Consider the following 14,173-nt stretch of genomic DNA (forward strand, 5'->3'; position numbering starts at 1 on the left):
AAGGGGGGCCGGAAGCCCCCCTTTCAAGTCATTTCAATGGCTTCAGCGAACCAGCAGACGCGCTTCGTGCCGCTTCAGCGTGCGGCGGGCCGCCACGTAATCCTGCAGCCCGCCCTCGGTCGCCAGTTCGGGGAAGAGTTCCAGGATTTCCGACCGCTGCGCATTGCCGATGCCCTTCAGCGAATAGTCGCCTGGCTGGAAGCTTTCGGTCCAGGCGCCGTCCGCCAGCACGATCTGGTGATCGTCGAACAGGAAGTGGATATAGGACACCCCGGCCCGGTCCACCTGATGAATTGCATTGCCCGAGACCAAATGTTTGGCCGAAACCAGCACTTCGTGTTCGTCGAAATAGAGTTGCGTGCGGTCACTGGCCACCAGCATCCGGTGGTTGGGAGACACCAGCATGTCCCGCTCGGGCAGGCCGTTGCCAAGGCTGCCCTGACGGATCAGAACCGGCTTCAGGTGGGGCATGGCCACGAGATTGGCCCATGACAGGTCCTTCTGGCCGACCCAACGGATTTCCTGGATGCCGTTGTCGCGGGTGATGACCTTGTCGCCCACCTTCAGGCTTTCGACCGGCACTTCACCACGCGGCGTCGCGATCAGCGAACCGGGGGTGAAGCAGGGCACGCACTGTTCGATTTCTGTGAATGTCACGCGGCCGACTTCACCGCCGGAGGAGTTGCGGATGATCGCAATCCCGCTGATCGAGTCCCCGTCCGGGTCGTCGGTCACATTGGCCAGTTCGACCGAACCACCCGGCGGGATCAGCGCCGTCAGGTCCAGCGTGTCGAAATCGTCCCCGCCCGTGCCGCCATCCACACTGTCGCCGAAGCCGGCGTAGAAGGTATCGCGGTCGTCGCCGCCCAGCATCGTGTCGACGCCATTGCCGCCGGTCAGCGTGTCGTTGCCGGCACCGCCATCCAGCCGGTCCTGGCCATCGCCACCCGTGAGGGCGTCGTTGCCGGCATCGCCCGTCAGGCGGTCATCGCCGGTGCCGCCGTCCATGACATCGTCGCCCGCGCCGCCGGCCAGCGTGTCCTGTCCGCCACCACCGCTCAGGCTGTCGTTGCCATTGCCGCCCTCGGCAGAGTCGTCGCCCTCTCCGCCCGAAACGCTGTCAGCACCATCACCGCCGTACAGCCGGTCCTGGGCTCCGCCGCCGAACAGCGTGTCATTGCCTTGGCCGCCGATCACCGTGTCGTTGCCTTCGCCGCCATCGACAAGATCGTTGTCGATGCCGCCATCCAGCGAGTCATCTCCGTTGCCGCCGAAGATCTGGTCGGCATCGTCCATGCCGAAGACCGTGTCGTTACCTTCGCCGCCGTAGATCGTGTCCAGGCCGTTGTCCGGGCGCAGATCGCCCGCATCGTCGCGGATGTTCACCGCATCCGGAACGGACGAGTCGTAGCCGCCATAGATCAGGTCGCCTTCGTTACCGCCGTCGATCAGGTCGTTGCCTTCGCCACCGATGATGGTGTCGCGGCCACCCTGCCCGTTCAGCGTATCATCGTCGACGCCGCCGTCGATCAGGTCATTGCCCTCGCCACCGGCAACCGAGTCATTGTCGTCGCCCGTGCGGATCGTGTCGTTGCCGTTGCCGCCAAACACGGTGTCGCGGTCGTTGTAGGGATCGCTGTCGGCAGGATAGAGCCCGGGATAGCCGCGGTCGGGCAGGCCAACGTTGCCGGAGGTGAGGCTCGCCGCGCTGATGGCAGACGTCGTGGTTCCGCCCGCGGTGTCGATCAGGTCGTCACCATCGCCGCCCTCAATACGATCACTTCCGTTTCCGCCGGAAACCGTGTCGTTGCCCGTGCCCGCATAGATCGTGTCATTGCCATCGCCGCCATCAAGCGCATCGGCACCATCGTTGCAAATCGGGCCCAGGTCGCCACCGTAGATCACGTCGTTACCAGATCCGCCGTCAACCGTGTCGTTGTCCGCCCCGCCCTTGAGCAAGTCTGCGCCTTCGCCGCCGTAGATCAGATCCTGACCTTCACGCCCCCAGAGCGTGTCGTTGCCAGCCTCGCCATAGATGGTGTCATTCCCCACACCACCGTCGACATAGTCGTTGCCGTTGCCGGCATACACCTTGTCGTTGCCGAGGCCCGCGATCACCGTATCGTTGCCATCCTTGGCATAGATCAGATCATCGTTCGGGGCAGCGCCAGGCAGGATCGCGTCGTAGGAGTCGGGGCGATCACCGTCCTTGTCGACATAGCTTGTATCCATGAAGTCGTTGCCGGCCGTGCCGGTGACAATTCCGTCGCGGGTGGTCGTGCTGCCACCGCCGCATCCATCGTTGTTCTTGCTGTACGTGCTGCTCATTGTGCGACCAATATCCAAACCGACCCGAACCCGAGCGAGGCCGATCGGCCTCGCCCCAACGTCCGCCCCCCCTTGCGAGAGCGACGGTCCACTGGTTTCGACCCGAGGGGTCTCCGGTTACAGGGGCACGGCCCGTCTTGCGCGACACCAAACCTCTTCCGGTCCGGCGAAGTGCCGGCTCAGCCGATTCTTGGTGAGGTTTAACCTCGGCAGCCCATTGTCACCGTTGATACACCTTTCAGTGCACCTATGACGCAGTCCCGCCCCCACGGTTCCGCGCCATCCAGCAGACAAAGTTTGGATACAGGGAAAACAAGGTTTCAGAAAGCTGAAAACCCGTGATCTCCAATTGGTTACCGGGCGTGTAGCGCGACGCTCAACAGCCTCTGGTTGCACCCCCGGCCGCATTCCCGCAACAATTCCGCATCGCTCCCCCGCAGACCGGAACACAAATGCCTAAAATGATTGGGTAAATCCAGGCGCCATCGAGAAGCGCGTTTCCGATGCCGCAACAATCGCCTCTTGTCGCCATCTCGCCACAATTGCCGCGTGTGCGCCCGATTTTGGCCCTGATTGGTTAGGAGCCGTTGCCGAAGGCGGACCAATGCAAGGATTCTACTGAAAATGACGCGGCGTTAAGAACATTGTGTCGGTCGAATCGCCGAATCGCGAACCGGCTTTCGCCATCTTCTAGCCATGATCCTGGGGTGGTGCCCGAGGCGAGACTCGAACTCGCATACCTTGCGGCGACGGATTTTGAATCCGCTGCGTCTACCATTCCGCCACTCGGGCCCCGGCGCAGTTAGCCTGCCGGGCGGGGGATGGTCAACTGGTCAAAGATTGCCGGAAAAGGTGTCGCAAGCGTCAATCTGGCCGGTCTTCATCCCGCGCAACAACCAGTCCGCCCGCTGCGCCGATGTGCCATGGGTGAAGCTGTCCGGCATCGGGCGGCGGCCTGCATTGCGCTGCAGCGTATCGTCGCCGATCTGGCGGGCGGCATTCATCGCCTCCTCGACGTCGGCTCGGTCGATCGTGCCGAACTTCTCGGACGCCTTGCGCGCCCAGATTCCCGCCAGGCAATCCGCCTGAAGCTCGACCATGACCGACACGGCATTGCTGTCGGCGGGGCTCATGCGCTGACGCAGGCGCGCGGTCTCGTTCAGGATGCCCAAAAGGTTCTGCACGTGGTGTCCGACTTCGTGCGCCACGACATAAGCTTGGGCGAAGTCGCCGCCCGCGCCAAGCTGGCGCTCCATGAGCACGAAGAAATCGGTGTCGAGATAGACCTTGCGGTCGACCGGGCAATAGAACGGGCCGGTCGACATGTCGGCCCCGCCGCAGGCAGACGCCGTGGCGCCCTTGAACAGCACGAGAACCGGCGGCGCGTACGAGGCGTTCAGTTGCTGGCGAAAGACATCAGCCCAGACCTCCTCGGTATCGGCCAGGGTGACCGCGACGAACTCTGCGCGTTCCTGGTCGGCTGCAGTCAGATCGGCCGGCTCACTGGTCGTCACCTGCCCGCCATTCTCGATCAGCGGCGTCACGTCAACACCGAAGAAGTAGCCCACGGCGAGCACGACCAGAAGCCCGACCACGCCGATCCCGCCGCCCCTGGCCGCGCGCGAACCTCTGCGGTCCTCGATGTTCTGGCTTTGCCGCCGCCCGCGCCACTCCATGACCCCGCCTCCAAGCTTCCAGGTCGATCACGCTCAAGTGTAGGCGGGGTTTGCAGCCTGGGGAAGCGTCCTGCACAAGGGGCAGCTTGACCTTCCGGCCCTGGCCGCGCCATGTCGGCACCGAAAGGAAGCCCGATGCTTCGACGCCTTTACGACTGGACCCTGCGGCAGGCCGCGCATCGCCATGCCGAGCCGGTGCTGGCCACGGTGTCCTTCACGGAAAGTTCCGTCTTCCCGATCCCGGCGGATGTCCTGTTCATTCCGATGTGTCTGGCGCGGCCTGACCGGGCGATGCGCTATGCGGCGGTGGCCACGGTGGCATCGGTCCTGGGCGGGGTGGCCGGCTGGCTGATCGGGCGCTTTGCCTTCGCGCTCATCGCGCGGCCGCTGCTGGAATTCTACGGCAAGCTGGATGCCTTCGAGGCGCTGGCAGCTTCTGGTCCAGGGCTGGTGCTGCTTCTGCTGGTGACCTCGGGTTTTTCCCATCTGCCGCCGATGAAGGTGGTGACGATCCTGGCGGGGCTGATCGGGTTTCCCTTGGCGCCCTTTGTGGCGTCGGCCATTGTGGCGCGGGGCGGGCGGTTCTTTCTGCTGGGATGGCTGCTGAGGCACTATGGCCGGCCGATCCTGGGCTTCATCGAGCGGCGCTTTCCCTGGATCGCGGCCGGAGTCATCGTACTGGGGGCGCTCGCCTACCTGCTTGTCAAAGGGGTCCTATCATGAGCCGGAACTTTCTTGTCGTGCTGGCCACGCTTGGCTCCGCCGCTGTGCTGGGCGGGGCGTTCTTCTTTCAGTACGGGATGGGGCTGCTGCCTTGCCAGTTGTGCCTGTGGCAGCGCTGGCCGCATGGGGCGGCGGTGCTGGCGGGGGTGCTGGCGCTGGTGACGCGGTGGAGGCTCTGGCCCTGGGTGGGGGCGCTCGCCACGCTGACCACGGCGGGGATCGGGGTGTTCCACGTCGGGGTCGAGCAAAGGTGGTGGGAGGGGCTGGCCACCTGCACCGTGGATGCGCTGTCGGGGGTGGGCAGGGATGACCTGCTGAACCTGGACGTCACGGTCGGCGGGCCGGTGGCCTGTGACGTGATCCCCTGGGAGATGTGGGGTATCTCGATGGCCGGATGGAATGTGATCGTGAGCCTGGGCCTGACCCTGGTCTGGGTGATCGCGGCGACCCGGAAGCGATAGGCGTCCGAGCTCGGACGCTTTACTAATCCATGTAAAATCAATATCTTACCGACGCATATTAACTTGGACTTCATAATTGGCCACGCTCCGGCGGGCTGCGTCATCGTGCCGGGCCGCCCAGTGCTCACGACATTTTGATAAAGATTAAAAATGTGGCATCCTCTGCCTCACGGGGAACCAGTTTCGGGTAAGTGGTGGGGGAAGAGATGCTGACAATACACCTGATGGAGCCGGGGACGATCCTTGCGCTGCATCCGCATGGGGTGATCGAGGAGGGCGATATTGACCGGCTGCGGAAGGCGCTGGAGGACCAGGCAGAGGCGGGTCATGCGGTGCGGGGGCTTCTGGTGAATGCGGCGCAGTTTCCGGGTTATGCCGATGTCTCTGCGCTGATGGCCCATGTCGGGCTTATCCGCGAGTTTCACCGCAGGCTGGCCAAGGTCGCTCTTGTAACGGACGCCGGGTTCGGCCCGGTTGCAGAGACGCTCGGGCGCGCCATGCTGGCGGTGGACATGCGCCATTTTCCTGCGGCCCGGCTGGCGGAGGCCGAAGCCTGGCTGCGGGAATAGGACGGTCGATCAGACGGCCAGCCGCTCGGCTTCGAGATATCGGGCCGAGACGAGGATATCTTCGGGACGCGCCATCTCGATGATGAGGCGGGGCATCTGCGGCAGTTCGGCCAGCGCCCGGAACAGCCCGTGCCAGCGGATCGTGCCCTGGCCGAGCGCCCAATGCCTGTCGGCCACGCCATCGGCATCCTGCAGGTGAACATGGGCGAGAAGCGGCCCGGCGGCGCGCACATGGGTATCGACGGGCGGTGCGGCGGTGGAGCCGTGGGCATAATGCGCATGGCCGGTGTCCAGCGAGACGGCGACCGCGGGCGAGGCGAAGGCGCGGACGAGATCCACCCGTTCCTGCGGATCGCGGTCTTCGCAGTTTTCGACCACGAGGGTAATGCCATGAGCCTCGGCCCGCGCCACCACGGGGGCCATGGTTTCCAGCGAGCGGGCCGTGATGCCGGCCTGATCGTCCATCTCGGTGCCACGGTTGAAGCCGGACCAGGTGGTGAAGGGCGAATGCACGACCATGTGGCCACCGCCCTTGCCCCCCAGGATCAAGTCCAGCGCGTCGAGGGCGCAGAGCATCCTGTCCTGCACGATGGCGCGCAGGTCGGGATCGGGCTGGTCGATCTGGAAGCCCCAGAAGGGGCCGTGCACCCCGATGCGCCCGGTATGGCCGGCAAGGTCCGACCTTGCCCGCGCGGCGATGTCGCGCCAGGCGTCGTTCTGGAGCGCGCCGATCTCGGTGAAGTCGCGCAATTCCAGATCTCGCCCCTGTGCCAGCCAGTCCCGCAGGCCGGGCACGGCGGACAGGCTCGCCAGATAGGTGGCGCATCCGGCGCGGGGAAGATCAGGCATCGAGGTCCACCCAGGCAGGAACATGGTCGGACGGCTTCTCGCGGCCGCGCACGGCCTTGTCGATGCCGGTCTCGCGCATCAGGTCGGCGGCCTGGGGCGAGAGCAGCAGGTGGTCGATGCGGATGCCGTTGTTGCGTTCCCACGCGCCGCGCTGGAAATCCCAGTAGGTATAGGTGCCGGGGCGCGGGTCTCGGGTCCGGATGGCATCGGTGAGGCCAAGGTGGATGAGCCGGCGGAAGGCAGCGCGGCTTTCGGGCAGGAACAGCGCGTCGGTCTTCCAGTCCTCGGGCTTCGCCGCATCCTCGGGCTGGGGGATCACGTTGTAATCGCCGCAGAAGACCAGGGGTTCTTCGGTTGCAAGAAGCTCGGTCACGCGGGCCTGCATCCGTTTCATCCAGGCGAGCTTGTAGTCGTATTTGGGGCCCGGCGCGGGGTTGCCGTTGGGAAGGTAAAGCCCGCAGACCCGAATGGCCGTGCGGCCGACCACGGTGGCCTCGATCCAGCGGGCCTGTTCATCGGTGTCGTCGCCGGGAAGGCCGCGCGTCACATCTTCCAGCGGCAGCTTCGACAGGATGGCGACGCCGTTGAAGCTTTTCTGGCCGTGGGTTTCGACGTTGTAGCCCAGGTCCTCGAAATGCGCGCGGGGGAAGGCTTCGTCCACCGACTTGATTTCCTGCAGGCAGGCCACGTCGGGCTGTGCCTCGGCCAGCCATTCGGTCAGCGCCTCGATGCGCGCCTTGATGCCGTTGATGTTGAAGGTCGCGATCTTCATCGGGCTCTCCTGCCGCCTCGGGGAAAGGTGTAGCCTTGGGGTGGGGCAAGGGGCAAGCGGGGGTTGGGGTGGCACGCAAAGGGCAGGAATGGTTGTGACCCTTGACCGGAGCGAACATTGCGCCACTTCCGGCCCCTGCCCCGCCGCGAAAGGCCTGACATGACCACCCCTGCCGTTTCCGTGGTAATCCCCGCCTATCGTGCCGGGGCGGTGCTGCCGCGGGCGGTGGGTTCGGTATTGCAGGGCGGATTGCCAGAGGCGGCGCTGGAAATCCTGGTCGAAAGCGACGACGGCGCGGATTACCCAGCAGCGGCGGCGCTGTCGCCGGCGGTAAAGGTGGGAGTCAGCGGCGCGGTGGCCAGTGGCGTGGGGCCGGCGCGCAACCGCGCGCTGGACCGGGCCACGGGGGATTGGGTGGCCTTCCTGGATGCCGACGACTGGCTGGCGCCGGGCTTTCTGGCCGAGGCTGTTGCACTGGCCGAAGGATCGGGGGCGGCCATGGCGCGGCTGGAGGTACGGCTGGCGGGCGAGACCATCTTTGACCTCGCCCGGCACGGGGCCGGGGCGGATTTCGACCTGGCGGCGCGCACCGGGGCCTCGCTGCGGCCCGTGGTGCGGCGCACGCGCGTCGGACGGTTCCGCAACCTGCTGTCGCAGGACGTGGCGCATGGTCTGGAGGTGATCGGCGCGCATGGCGGGCGTCTGCCGCTGACCGCCGCGCCCTATGTCATGGAACTGACCGAGGGGTCGGTGACGGATGCGGGGGATTTCGCCGACCGGGTGGAGGCGGCCTACCGCGACCACATCCGGGCGTTTCGGGCTGGCGAGACGGTGCTGTCGCCCGATTGCGCCGAGGCAGCGGCGCGGGTGTTCGAGGCAAAGATGGCACTGAACCGCCGCCACGCGTCGGAGGGCGCGGGGCGGCACTTCTATGCCTTTGCGGCCGGAGTGGCGGGTTAACCCGCCAGTTTTGCGCGCCAGTCGCGGTATTCTCGCGTTGAGGGTGAGGCGTCGGTGGCGCGGTCGGCAGCGGCAAGGGCGCTTTCCCTTTCGCCCCGCCGCGCGTGCAGGTCAGACAGCATGCGCCAGGCGCGGGCGGCGTGTCGGCTGTCGTCGGCCACGGCGGCGGTGAGCGCCGCTTCGGCCTCGTCCAGCCGGTCGGCCTTCACCAGAAGCTCGCCCAGCACCGCCTGGGCGCGGGGCTTTTTCGGCACCGGCGAGTAGGTGACGGCCTTGGTCGCATGGTCGATCGACTGGGCTTCCTCGTCCTGGGCATCGGCGATGCGGGCCATGAGCAGGTGCAGATTGGCGTCGCGGGGATGGGCCAGCAGCGGGGCGGCGATGGCATGGCCGGCATCCTCGGCGCGGCCTTGCGCCAGGAGGACCGAGCCGAGCGCGAGGGCGAAGCCGGGGTCGTTGGGGAAATGGACCAGAGCGCGCGCGAAGACCTGGGCGGCGCGGTCAAGCTGGCGGTCGCGCTGTGCGAGGCCGCCGGAGAGGAGGAAGTACTGCCGCGCCGTCGCCTCCATCCGGTCGAGTTGGGCGACCCAGTCGCGTGCCGCCTCGCGGCCGCGTTCGGCGGTGACGAGGCCGGCGTAGTGGACGAGCCCCTCCTCGGTGGGGGTTTCGCGCAGTATGGCCTCGATGGCGGCGCAGGTGGCCTGGGCCTGGGGATGGTCGATATCGAAGGCGAAGTTGGACGGATAGTCGTTCGGCGCCTTGATCAGCACCCAGCCTTCGGCATGGCGTTCGATGCCGTAAAGCTGGGTTGCCACCGGGTCTGGGGTGGCTTTGGGGAAGTTGTGGCGGATCTCGCGGTGGTCGACCTCGACGAAGCGGGCGAGGAGGTCGGCCAGCAGCGCCGGGCCGGGCTGGCCGTCGAGCACGAGGAGCGCGCGCTCGGGAAGCTCGGCGAAGGCGCGGCGCCAGCTTTCGGGCGTGGCATGGGCGGCGGAGAGGCGGCGGACCTTGGCGCCGGTGCCGGGCAGCGTGGCGGCGGTGGAGCGGTCGAGGCCGGCATCGGGGCCGCCGGCCTTGTGGATGGCCACCATGTTGTGGAACCGCTCCATCGCCGTGACGCCCGCGGGCGGGGCGGCGATCAGGTCGCGGAAGAAGCCCACGGAATTGGGCTGGGCCAGGTCGAGCGAGCCGCCGAAGCGGGGCATGAAGGAGGTCTGGACATCCTCGACCACGTAGATGCCGCCGGGCTTCAGCGTGGGGAAGAGCAGACGGAAGGTTTCCACCACATGTTCGTTGCGGTGGCTGCCGTCATCGACGATCAGGTCGAAGGGGCCCCGTTCGGCGACCAGCGCGGCAAAGAAATCCGGGTCCACCTGGCTGCCCTGGCGGATGGCGACGCGGGGGCCGAAATCCAGCACCTTCTTCTGGATGTCGATGCCGGTGACCTGGGCCTTCGGGAAGTAGTCGCGCCAGGTGGCGAGGCTTTGCCCGCCGCGGTCTTCGTCCTGGTAGCCGCCGACGCCGATCTCGAGGATCTTCAGCTCGCGGTCGCGCCAGCGGTGGAAGAGCTTGTGGTAGTTGGGCGTGTAGCAATGGTAGCCGAACTTGTCGGTGCCGTTCAGCACCGCCATCCGGGACAGCGGATCGAGTGTCATGCCTGCCTCTGATTTTGTTATCTGCTCTTTTCGGGCAGCATGAATCGGGCAGGCCCCTGCGGCAAGCGCGGGTTCAGCCGGAGGGTGGCATCAGATGGAAAACGATGTGCCGCAGCCACAGGAGGCGGTGGCGTTCGGGTTCTGCACCACGAAGCGCGCACCGATCAGTTCGTCGGTGAAGTCGATCACCGCATTGGCAAGGAAGGGCAGCGAGACGGCATCGACCAGGACGCGCTGGCCGTCCTTTTCCAGCACAAGGTCATCCTCGGCCGCTTCGTCCAGGCGGATATCGTACTGGAAGCCGGAACATCCCCCGCCCTCGACCGCGATGCGCAGGGCTTTCGTTTCGCCCATCGCCTCGGCAATCTCGGCCAGGCGGGCGAAGGCCCGGTCGGTCACGCGGGGATTGGACGCATCTGGCGGCAACATGAGGGTCATGGTTTGTTCGCATATCCTTGGTGCGGTTCCATGAATATAAGTCGGAGTGAAGACCGCAACAAGAACGGCCCCGGATGCTTGCCCCCTATGCCTGCCTGCCCGACCAGAGCCGTGGCCGACTATACCCCGAACGCACGTCGTCCTTCCGGTCGCCCTTCCAGCGCGACCGCGACCGGATCATACATTCCAGCGCCTTCCGCCGGCTGAAGCACAAGACCCAGGTCTTCGTGGAACATGAGGGCGATTACTATCGCACACGGCTGACCCATTCGATCGAGGTGGCGCAGGTGGCGCGCACCATCTCGGGCGTGTTGAACCTGAACACCGATCTGGCCGAGGCGATCGCGCTGGCGCATGACCTGGGGCATACGCCCTTTGGCCATACCGGCGAGGATGCGATGGAGCGCCTGATGGCGCCCTATGGCGGATTTGACCACAATGCGCAGGCGCTGCGGATCGTGACGCGGCTGGAGCGGCATTATGCCGATTTCGATGGGCTGAACCTGACCTGGGAGACGCTGGAGGGCATTGCCAAGCACAACGGGCCGGTCATCGGGCCGAATGCCGACAAGAAGCATGAGGGGCCACTGCCCTATGCCCTGGCCGAAGTGAATGCGATGTGGGATCTGGAACTGGACACCCATGCCAGCGCCGAGGCCCAGGTGGCGGCGATTGCCGATGACGTGGCCTATTCGCACCACGACCTGCACGACGGGTTGCGGTCGGGCCTGTTCACCGAGGACGACCTCATGGACCTGCCGGTCACCGGGCCGGCCTTCGCCGAGGTGGATGCGATCTATCCGGGGCTGGAGAAGATGCGCCGCCGGCACGAGGCGCTGCGCCGGGTGTTCGGGCGCATGGTCGAGGACGTGATCGCGGTGGCGCAGAACCGGCTTTCGGCGGCGCAACCGAAATCGGTGGACGATATCCGGCACATGGGCACCACGATCATCCGCTTTTCCAAGCCGCTCTACCAGGAGCTGAAGGCGATCCGGTCCTTCCTGTTCCACCGCATGTACCGCGCGCCTTCGGTCATGGCCGAACGGGCGCGGGTGACGCAGGTGGTGAACGACCTGTTCCCGCTGTTCCTGCGCGAACCGGCGCTTCTGCCGGCCGAATGGCAGGCCGACATTGCCGCGGCCACCGACGAGGTGGTGCTTGCGCGGATCGTTGCGGATTATGTGGCAGGGATGACGGACCGGTTCGCCTTGCAGGAACACGCGCGGCTGTGCGGGTGACTTGTCGGGCGAAGCCCTTCTTGCGGAGATAGGTGACCAGAAATGCCAGCCCCTGACGCGCAGACACTGGCGTTCTATTCCGAATTCGCCCCCACCTACGTTGCGAGCGGCGCAGGCGGCGTAAGCCGACACCTGCCCTACTTTCTTGAGGTCTTGAAGCCCGGTTCCACGATCCTTGAATTGGGATGCGGCGGTGGAAGGGACGCCCAAGCCATGATCGCGGCGGGACATCGGGTCGATCCGACGGATGGCTCGGCGGCGATTGCCGCAAAGGCCGAAGCGCTTTTGCAGATTCCCGTGCGTGTGATGCGCTTCGATGAACTGGAGGCCGAGGAGGACTACGATGCTGTCTGGGCCAATGCCTCCTTGCTGCATGTTCCTCGTCCGGACCTTCCGGAAGTCTTATCGAAGGTGAGGCGTGCGCTGAAGCCGGGTGGGCTTCACCATGCGAGCTACAAAGGGGGCGACCGAGAAGGGCGGGACAGTCACGGTCGCTATTTCAACTACCTGTCGCGCGACGAACTGGTCGCAATCTATGAGGCATCGGGCGATTGGGATATCCTGTCTGTTGTCGAATACATCGGGGGAGGGTTCGACAAAGGCGTTCAAGGCCCCTGGCTAGCGATCCTGACAAGACGACCGGAATGACTTCTGGGCCGAGTTTGCTATGCTGGAACGAACGTTCGCTGTACGGCATCCTCGCCCACGTGGGCGCTGGACAGGAGGCGTGGCGGCGGCAGGGGCCGGCGAAGGACGGATTGCCCCGGCCCAGTACCACCGGGCGGATGTACAGGCGGTATTCGCCGATGAGCCCGAGGTGTGAGAGGCCGTGGGCCAGCACCGGGCCGCCGCCCTGGATCTCGCCCGGAAGCGTGGACTTCAGGCGGCGCACTTCGGCCGCGAGGTCGGGGCCAAGCAGGGTGGAATTGGGGCCGACCGATGTGAGTGTCCGCGAGGCCACCCATTTCGGTTGGGCGCGCCAGGCCCTGGCGAAGTCGTGCAAGTCAGGCGTCCAGTCCGGCTGGTCCTCGTCCCAGTAGCGCATGAGTTCATAAAGGCGGCGGCCGTAGAGGCTGCCGGTCAGGTCGCCGACCATCTGGGTGAAGTGGCGGAACAGCGCGTCGTCGGGGGCGAAGCGGTCGTGGTCCACATAGCCGTCGAGCGACAGGTTCATTCCCTGGAAGAGCGTTGCCATGGCGGCCTTCCCGTTGTGGTGGATGGCCTGAGCCTACACGGGTCTGGCCCTGTCGGGGAGACCCCGGCCGCCCCTACCCCGCCGTCACGTCGTGGCCATAGATCCAGTCGAAGCGCGACAGAGCGAAATCGGGCAGGAGCGTGCTGCCGATCTTCAGCCCCAGATGCGCGACGGAGCGCAACGGGCCGGACAGGTGATAGGCGCGGGCGTTGCGGTTGGCGGCTTCCACGATCTTCTTGCAGCGCGGCGCGCGGGCGGCCTGATAGCTTGCCAGCGCCTCGGCACGGTCGTCATGCGTGTCCAGCGCCTGGGCGAGGACAAAGGCATCTTCCAGCGCCATGTTGGCGCCTTGGGCGAGGAAGGGCAGCGTCGGGTGCGCGGCATCGCCCAGGATCGCAACGGCACCTTCGGCCATGTCCTTCGTCCAGGTCCGGGCAACCGGGTGACGGAACAGGCCCCAGAGCCAGACATCCTGGACCTGATCCAGCCAGCCCCGGACTCGGGGACCGAAATCCTTGAAGGCAAGGCGCAGTTCCATCGGATCGTCCCGCAGGGCCCAGCTTTCCTCGGCCCACCGTGGGCGTTCCTCGATGGCGACGATGTTGCGCAGCGTGCCGCCGCGCAGAGGATAGGTGACCAGGTGACGGCCCGGGCCCATGTGAACCTCGGCGACCGGGGGGATGGGGCTGTCGTTCGGCAGGACAGCGCGCCAGGCAACCTGATTGGTAAAGATCGCCTTGCCGGCCCCGCAGAGCGCCGTGCGGGTGGGCGAGTGCAACCCGTCGGCGGCGATCAGGAGGCCAGTCTCGATCTCGCCCCCCTGAGCGGTGGTGACACGGGGGCGCGGGCCGGAGAGATCGACCGTCTTCACCTTTTGCAGGAGGCGGATTTCCACGCCGGATTCGCGGGCGCCGCGGGCGAGAAGGTCGATGAGATCGGCGCGGTGCAGAAAGCGGAATCCCTGACCCGCCGAGGAGCGGGAGAGGTCCATGCGCATCACTGGCGTGTCGTCCAGCCCGTCCATCAGCTCCACGGCATCAGCGCGCTGGCCGAGGCGGTCGAGTTCGGGTTCCAGCCCGAGCGCCCGAAGCACGGCGGCGCCGTTCGGGCTGATCTGCAGGCCGGCGCCAACCTCGCGGATGGCGTCGGCCTGTTCCAGCACGGTGACGGCGGCGCCGCGCAGCGCGAGCGCGCGCGCCACGGCCAGACCGGCGACACCAGCCCCAAGGACCGTGACCTTTTCACCATGCAGGCTCATCGCCGACCTCCGGACAGAACAACGCCGGACCTTTCGGCCCGGCGCCACTTT

At 66.2% G+C, this 14,173-nt stretch carries 13 protein-coding genes and 1 tRNA gene; 6 read left to right on the forward strand and 8 right to left on the reverse strand.

Going from position 1 to position 14,173, the window contains the following annotated elements:
* Positions 1-42 precede the first annotated feature (42 nt).
* The 3 genes from JO391_RS09005 to ypfJ form a co-directional block, all read right to left on the reverse strand.
* The gene (locus JO391_RS09005) at positions 43-2,328 is read right to left on the reverse strand and encodes a Hint domain-containing protein (RefSeq protein ID WP_220664208.1); all 2,286 of its coding nucleotides are present in this window, start codon (positions 2,326-2,328) and stop codon (positions 43-45) included.
* Positions 2,329-3,036: 708 nt separating this feature from the next.
* Positions 3,037-3,120 (reverse strand) — tRNA-Leu (locus JO391_RS09010).
* A gap of 41 nt (positions 3,121-3,161) precedes the next feature.
* Positions 3,162-4,004: a KPN_02809 family neutral zinc metallopeptidase gene (gene ypfJ / locus JO391_RS09015; protein WP_220664209.1), complete on the reverse strand. Its 843-nt coding sequence runs from the start codon at positions 4,002-4,004 to the stop codon at positions 3,162-3,164.
* 135 nt (positions 4,005-4,139) lie between these two features.
* On the opposite strand from ypfJ, the gene JO391_RS09020 reads away from it, so the two are divergent.
* The 3 genes from JO391_RS09020 to JO391_RS09030 all read left to right on the forward strand — a co-directional run bounded on the left by JO391_RS09020 (position 4,140) and on the right by JO391_RS09030 (position 5,757).
* Positions 4,140-4,727, forward strand: a complete 588-nt coding sequence (locus JO391_RS09020; RefSeq protein ID WP_220664210.1) for a YqaA family protein — start codon at positions 4,140-4,142, stop codon at positions 4,725-4,727.
* Positions 4,724-5,188, forward strand: a complete 465-nt coding sequence (locus JO391_RS09025) for a disulfide bond formation protein B (RefSeq protein ID WP_220664211.1) — start codon at positions 4,724-4,726, stop codon at positions 5,186-5,188. Before JO391_RS09020 ends, JO391_RS09025 begins: the two co-directional genes overlap by 4 nt.
* A 206-nt stretch (positions 5,189-5,394) precedes the next feature.
* Complete coding sequence (locus tag JO391_RS09030; protein WP_220664212.1) at positions 5,395-5,757, forward strand: SpoIIAA family protein; 363 nt, start codon at positions 5,395-5,397, stop codon at positions 5,755-5,757.
* A 9-nt stretch (positions 5,758-5,766) separates the two neighbouring features.
* On the opposite strand, the gene JO391_RS09035 is transcribed toward JO391_RS09030, so the two are convergent.
* Entirely contained in the window at positions 5,767-6,606 is an 840-nt protein-coding gene (locus tag JO391_RS09035; protein ID WP_220664213.1) for a sugar phosphate isomerase/epimerase family protein, read from the reverse strand.
* Positions 6,599-7,378: an exodeoxyribonuclease III gene (gene xth, locus JO391_RS09040; protein WP_220664214.1), complete on the reverse strand. Its 780-nt coding sequence runs from the start codon at positions 7,376-7,378 to the stop codon at positions 6,599-6,601. The genes JO391_RS09035 and xth overlap by 8 nt, the downstream gene beginning before the upstream one ends.
* A gap of 159 nt (positions 7,379-7,537) precedes the next feature.
* Between xth and JO391_RS09045 the strand changes: the two genes are divergently transcribed.
* Positions 7,538-8,338 carry a glycosyltransferase family 2 protein gene (locus tag JO391_RS09045; protein WP_220664215.1) on the forward strand — a complete coding sequence of 267 codons (801 nt, stop codon included), beginning with the start codon at positions 7,538-7,540 and terminating at the stop codon, positions 8,336-8,338.
* Here the strand turns inward: JO391_RS09045 and JO391_RS09050 are convergent.
* A complete protein-coding gene (locus JO391_RS09050; RefSeq protein WP_220664216.1) occupies positions 8,335-9,993 on the reverse strand; it encodes a tetratricopeptide repeat protein in 1,659 nt (552 codons plus the stop codon). The two genes, JO391_RS09045 and JO391_RS09050, sit on opposite strands and share 4 nt — an antisense overlap.
* A gap of 90 nt (positions 9,994-10,083) precedes the next feature.
* The gene (locus JO391_RS09055) at positions 10,084-10,431 is read right to left on the reverse strand and encodes a HesB/IscA family protein (RefSeq protein ID WP_375155693.1); all 348 of its coding nucleotides are present in this window, start codon (positions 10,429-10,431) and stop codon (positions 10,084-10,086) included.
* Between the two features lie 74 nt (positions 10,432-10,505).
* Here JO391_RS09055 and JO391_RS09060 point away from each other — a divergent pair, with 74 nt between their 5' ends.
* Together JO391_RS09060 and JO391_RS21455 are read left to right on the forward strand one after the other, a co-directional pair.
* Positions 10,506-11,669, forward strand: a complete 1,164-nt coding sequence (locus JO391_RS09060; RefSeq protein WP_220664217.1) for a deoxyguanosinetriphosphate triphosphohydrolase — start codon at positions 10,506-10,508, stop codon at positions 11,667-11,669.
* A gap of 42 nt (positions 11,670-11,711) precedes the next feature.
* Positions 11,712-12,317: a class I SAM-dependent methyltransferase gene (locus JO391_RS21455; RefSeq protein WP_259444866.1), complete on the forward strand. Its 606-nt coding sequence runs from the start codon at positions 11,712-11,714 to the stop codon at positions 12,315-12,317.
* Between the two features lie 620 nt (positions 12,318-12,937).
* On the opposite strand, the gene JO391_RS09070 is transcribed toward JO391_RS21455, so the two are convergent.
* Positions 12,938-14,122 (reverse strand): FAD-dependent monooxygenase, encoded by a 1,185-nt coding sequence (locus JO391_RS09070; RefSeq protein ID WP_220664219.1) that lies wholly within the window; start codon positions 14,120-14,122, stop codon positions 12,938-12,940.
* Positions 14,123-14,173 lie beyond the last annotated feature (51 nt).

The organism is Neotabrizicola shimadae (assembly GCF_019623905.1).
GTDB classification, from domain to species: Bacteria; Pseudomonadota; Alphaproteobacteria; order Rhodobacterales; family Rhodobacteraceae; genus Neotabrizicola; species Neotabrizicola shimadae.

Coding starts and splice junctions, on each gene's coding strand:
- JO391_RS09005 (WP_220664208.1), bottom strand. CDS start 2,328: ATGAGCAGCACGTACAGCAAGAACAACGATGGATGCGGCGGTGGCAGC.
- ypfJ (WP_220664209.1), bottom strand. CDS start 4,004: ATGGAGTGGCGCGGGCGGCGGCAAAGCCAGAACATCGAGGACCGCAGA.
- JO391_RS09020 (WP_220664210.1), top strand. CDS start 4,140: ATGCTTCGACGCCTTTACGACTGGACCCTGCGGCAGGCCGCGCATCGC.
- JO391_RS09025 (WP_220664211.1), top strand. CDS start 4,724: ATGAGCCGGAACTTTCTTGTCGTGCTGGCCACGCTTGGCTCCGCCGCT.
- JO391_RS09030 (WP_220664212.1), top strand. CDS start 5,395: ATGCTGACAATACACCTGATGGAGCCGGGGACGATCCTTGCGCTGCAT.
- JO391_RS09035 (WP_220664213.1), bottom strand. CDS start 6,606: ATGCCTGATCTTCCCCGCGCCGGATGCGCCACCTATCTGGCGAGCCTG.
- xth (WP_220664214.1), bottom strand. CDS start 7,378: ATGAAGATCGCGACCTTCAACATCAACGGCATCAAGGCGCGCATCGAG.
- JO391_RS09045 (WP_220664215.1), top strand. CDS start 7,538: ATGACCACCCCTGCCGTTTCCGTGGTAATCCCCGCCTATCGTGCCGGG.
- JO391_RS09050 (WP_220664216.1), bottom strand. CDS start 9,993: ATGACACTCGATCCGCTGTCCCGGATGGCGGTGCTGAACGGCACCGAC.
- JO391_RS09055 (WP_375155693.1), bottom strand. CDS start 10,431: ATGACCCTCATGTTGCCGCCAGATGCGTCCAATCCCCGCGTGACCGAC.
- JO391_RS09060 (WP_220664217.1), top strand. CDS start 10,506: ATGCTTGCCCCCTATGCCTGCCTGCCCGACCAGAGCCGTGGCCGACTA.
- JO391_RS21455 (WP_259444866.1), top strand. CDS start 11,712: ATGCCAGCCCCTGACGCGCAGACACTGGCGTTCTATTCCGAATTCGCC.
- JO391_RS09070 (WP_220664219.1), bottom strand. CDS start 14,122: ATGAGCCTGCATGGTGAAAAGGTCACGGTCCTTGGGGCTGGTGTCGCC.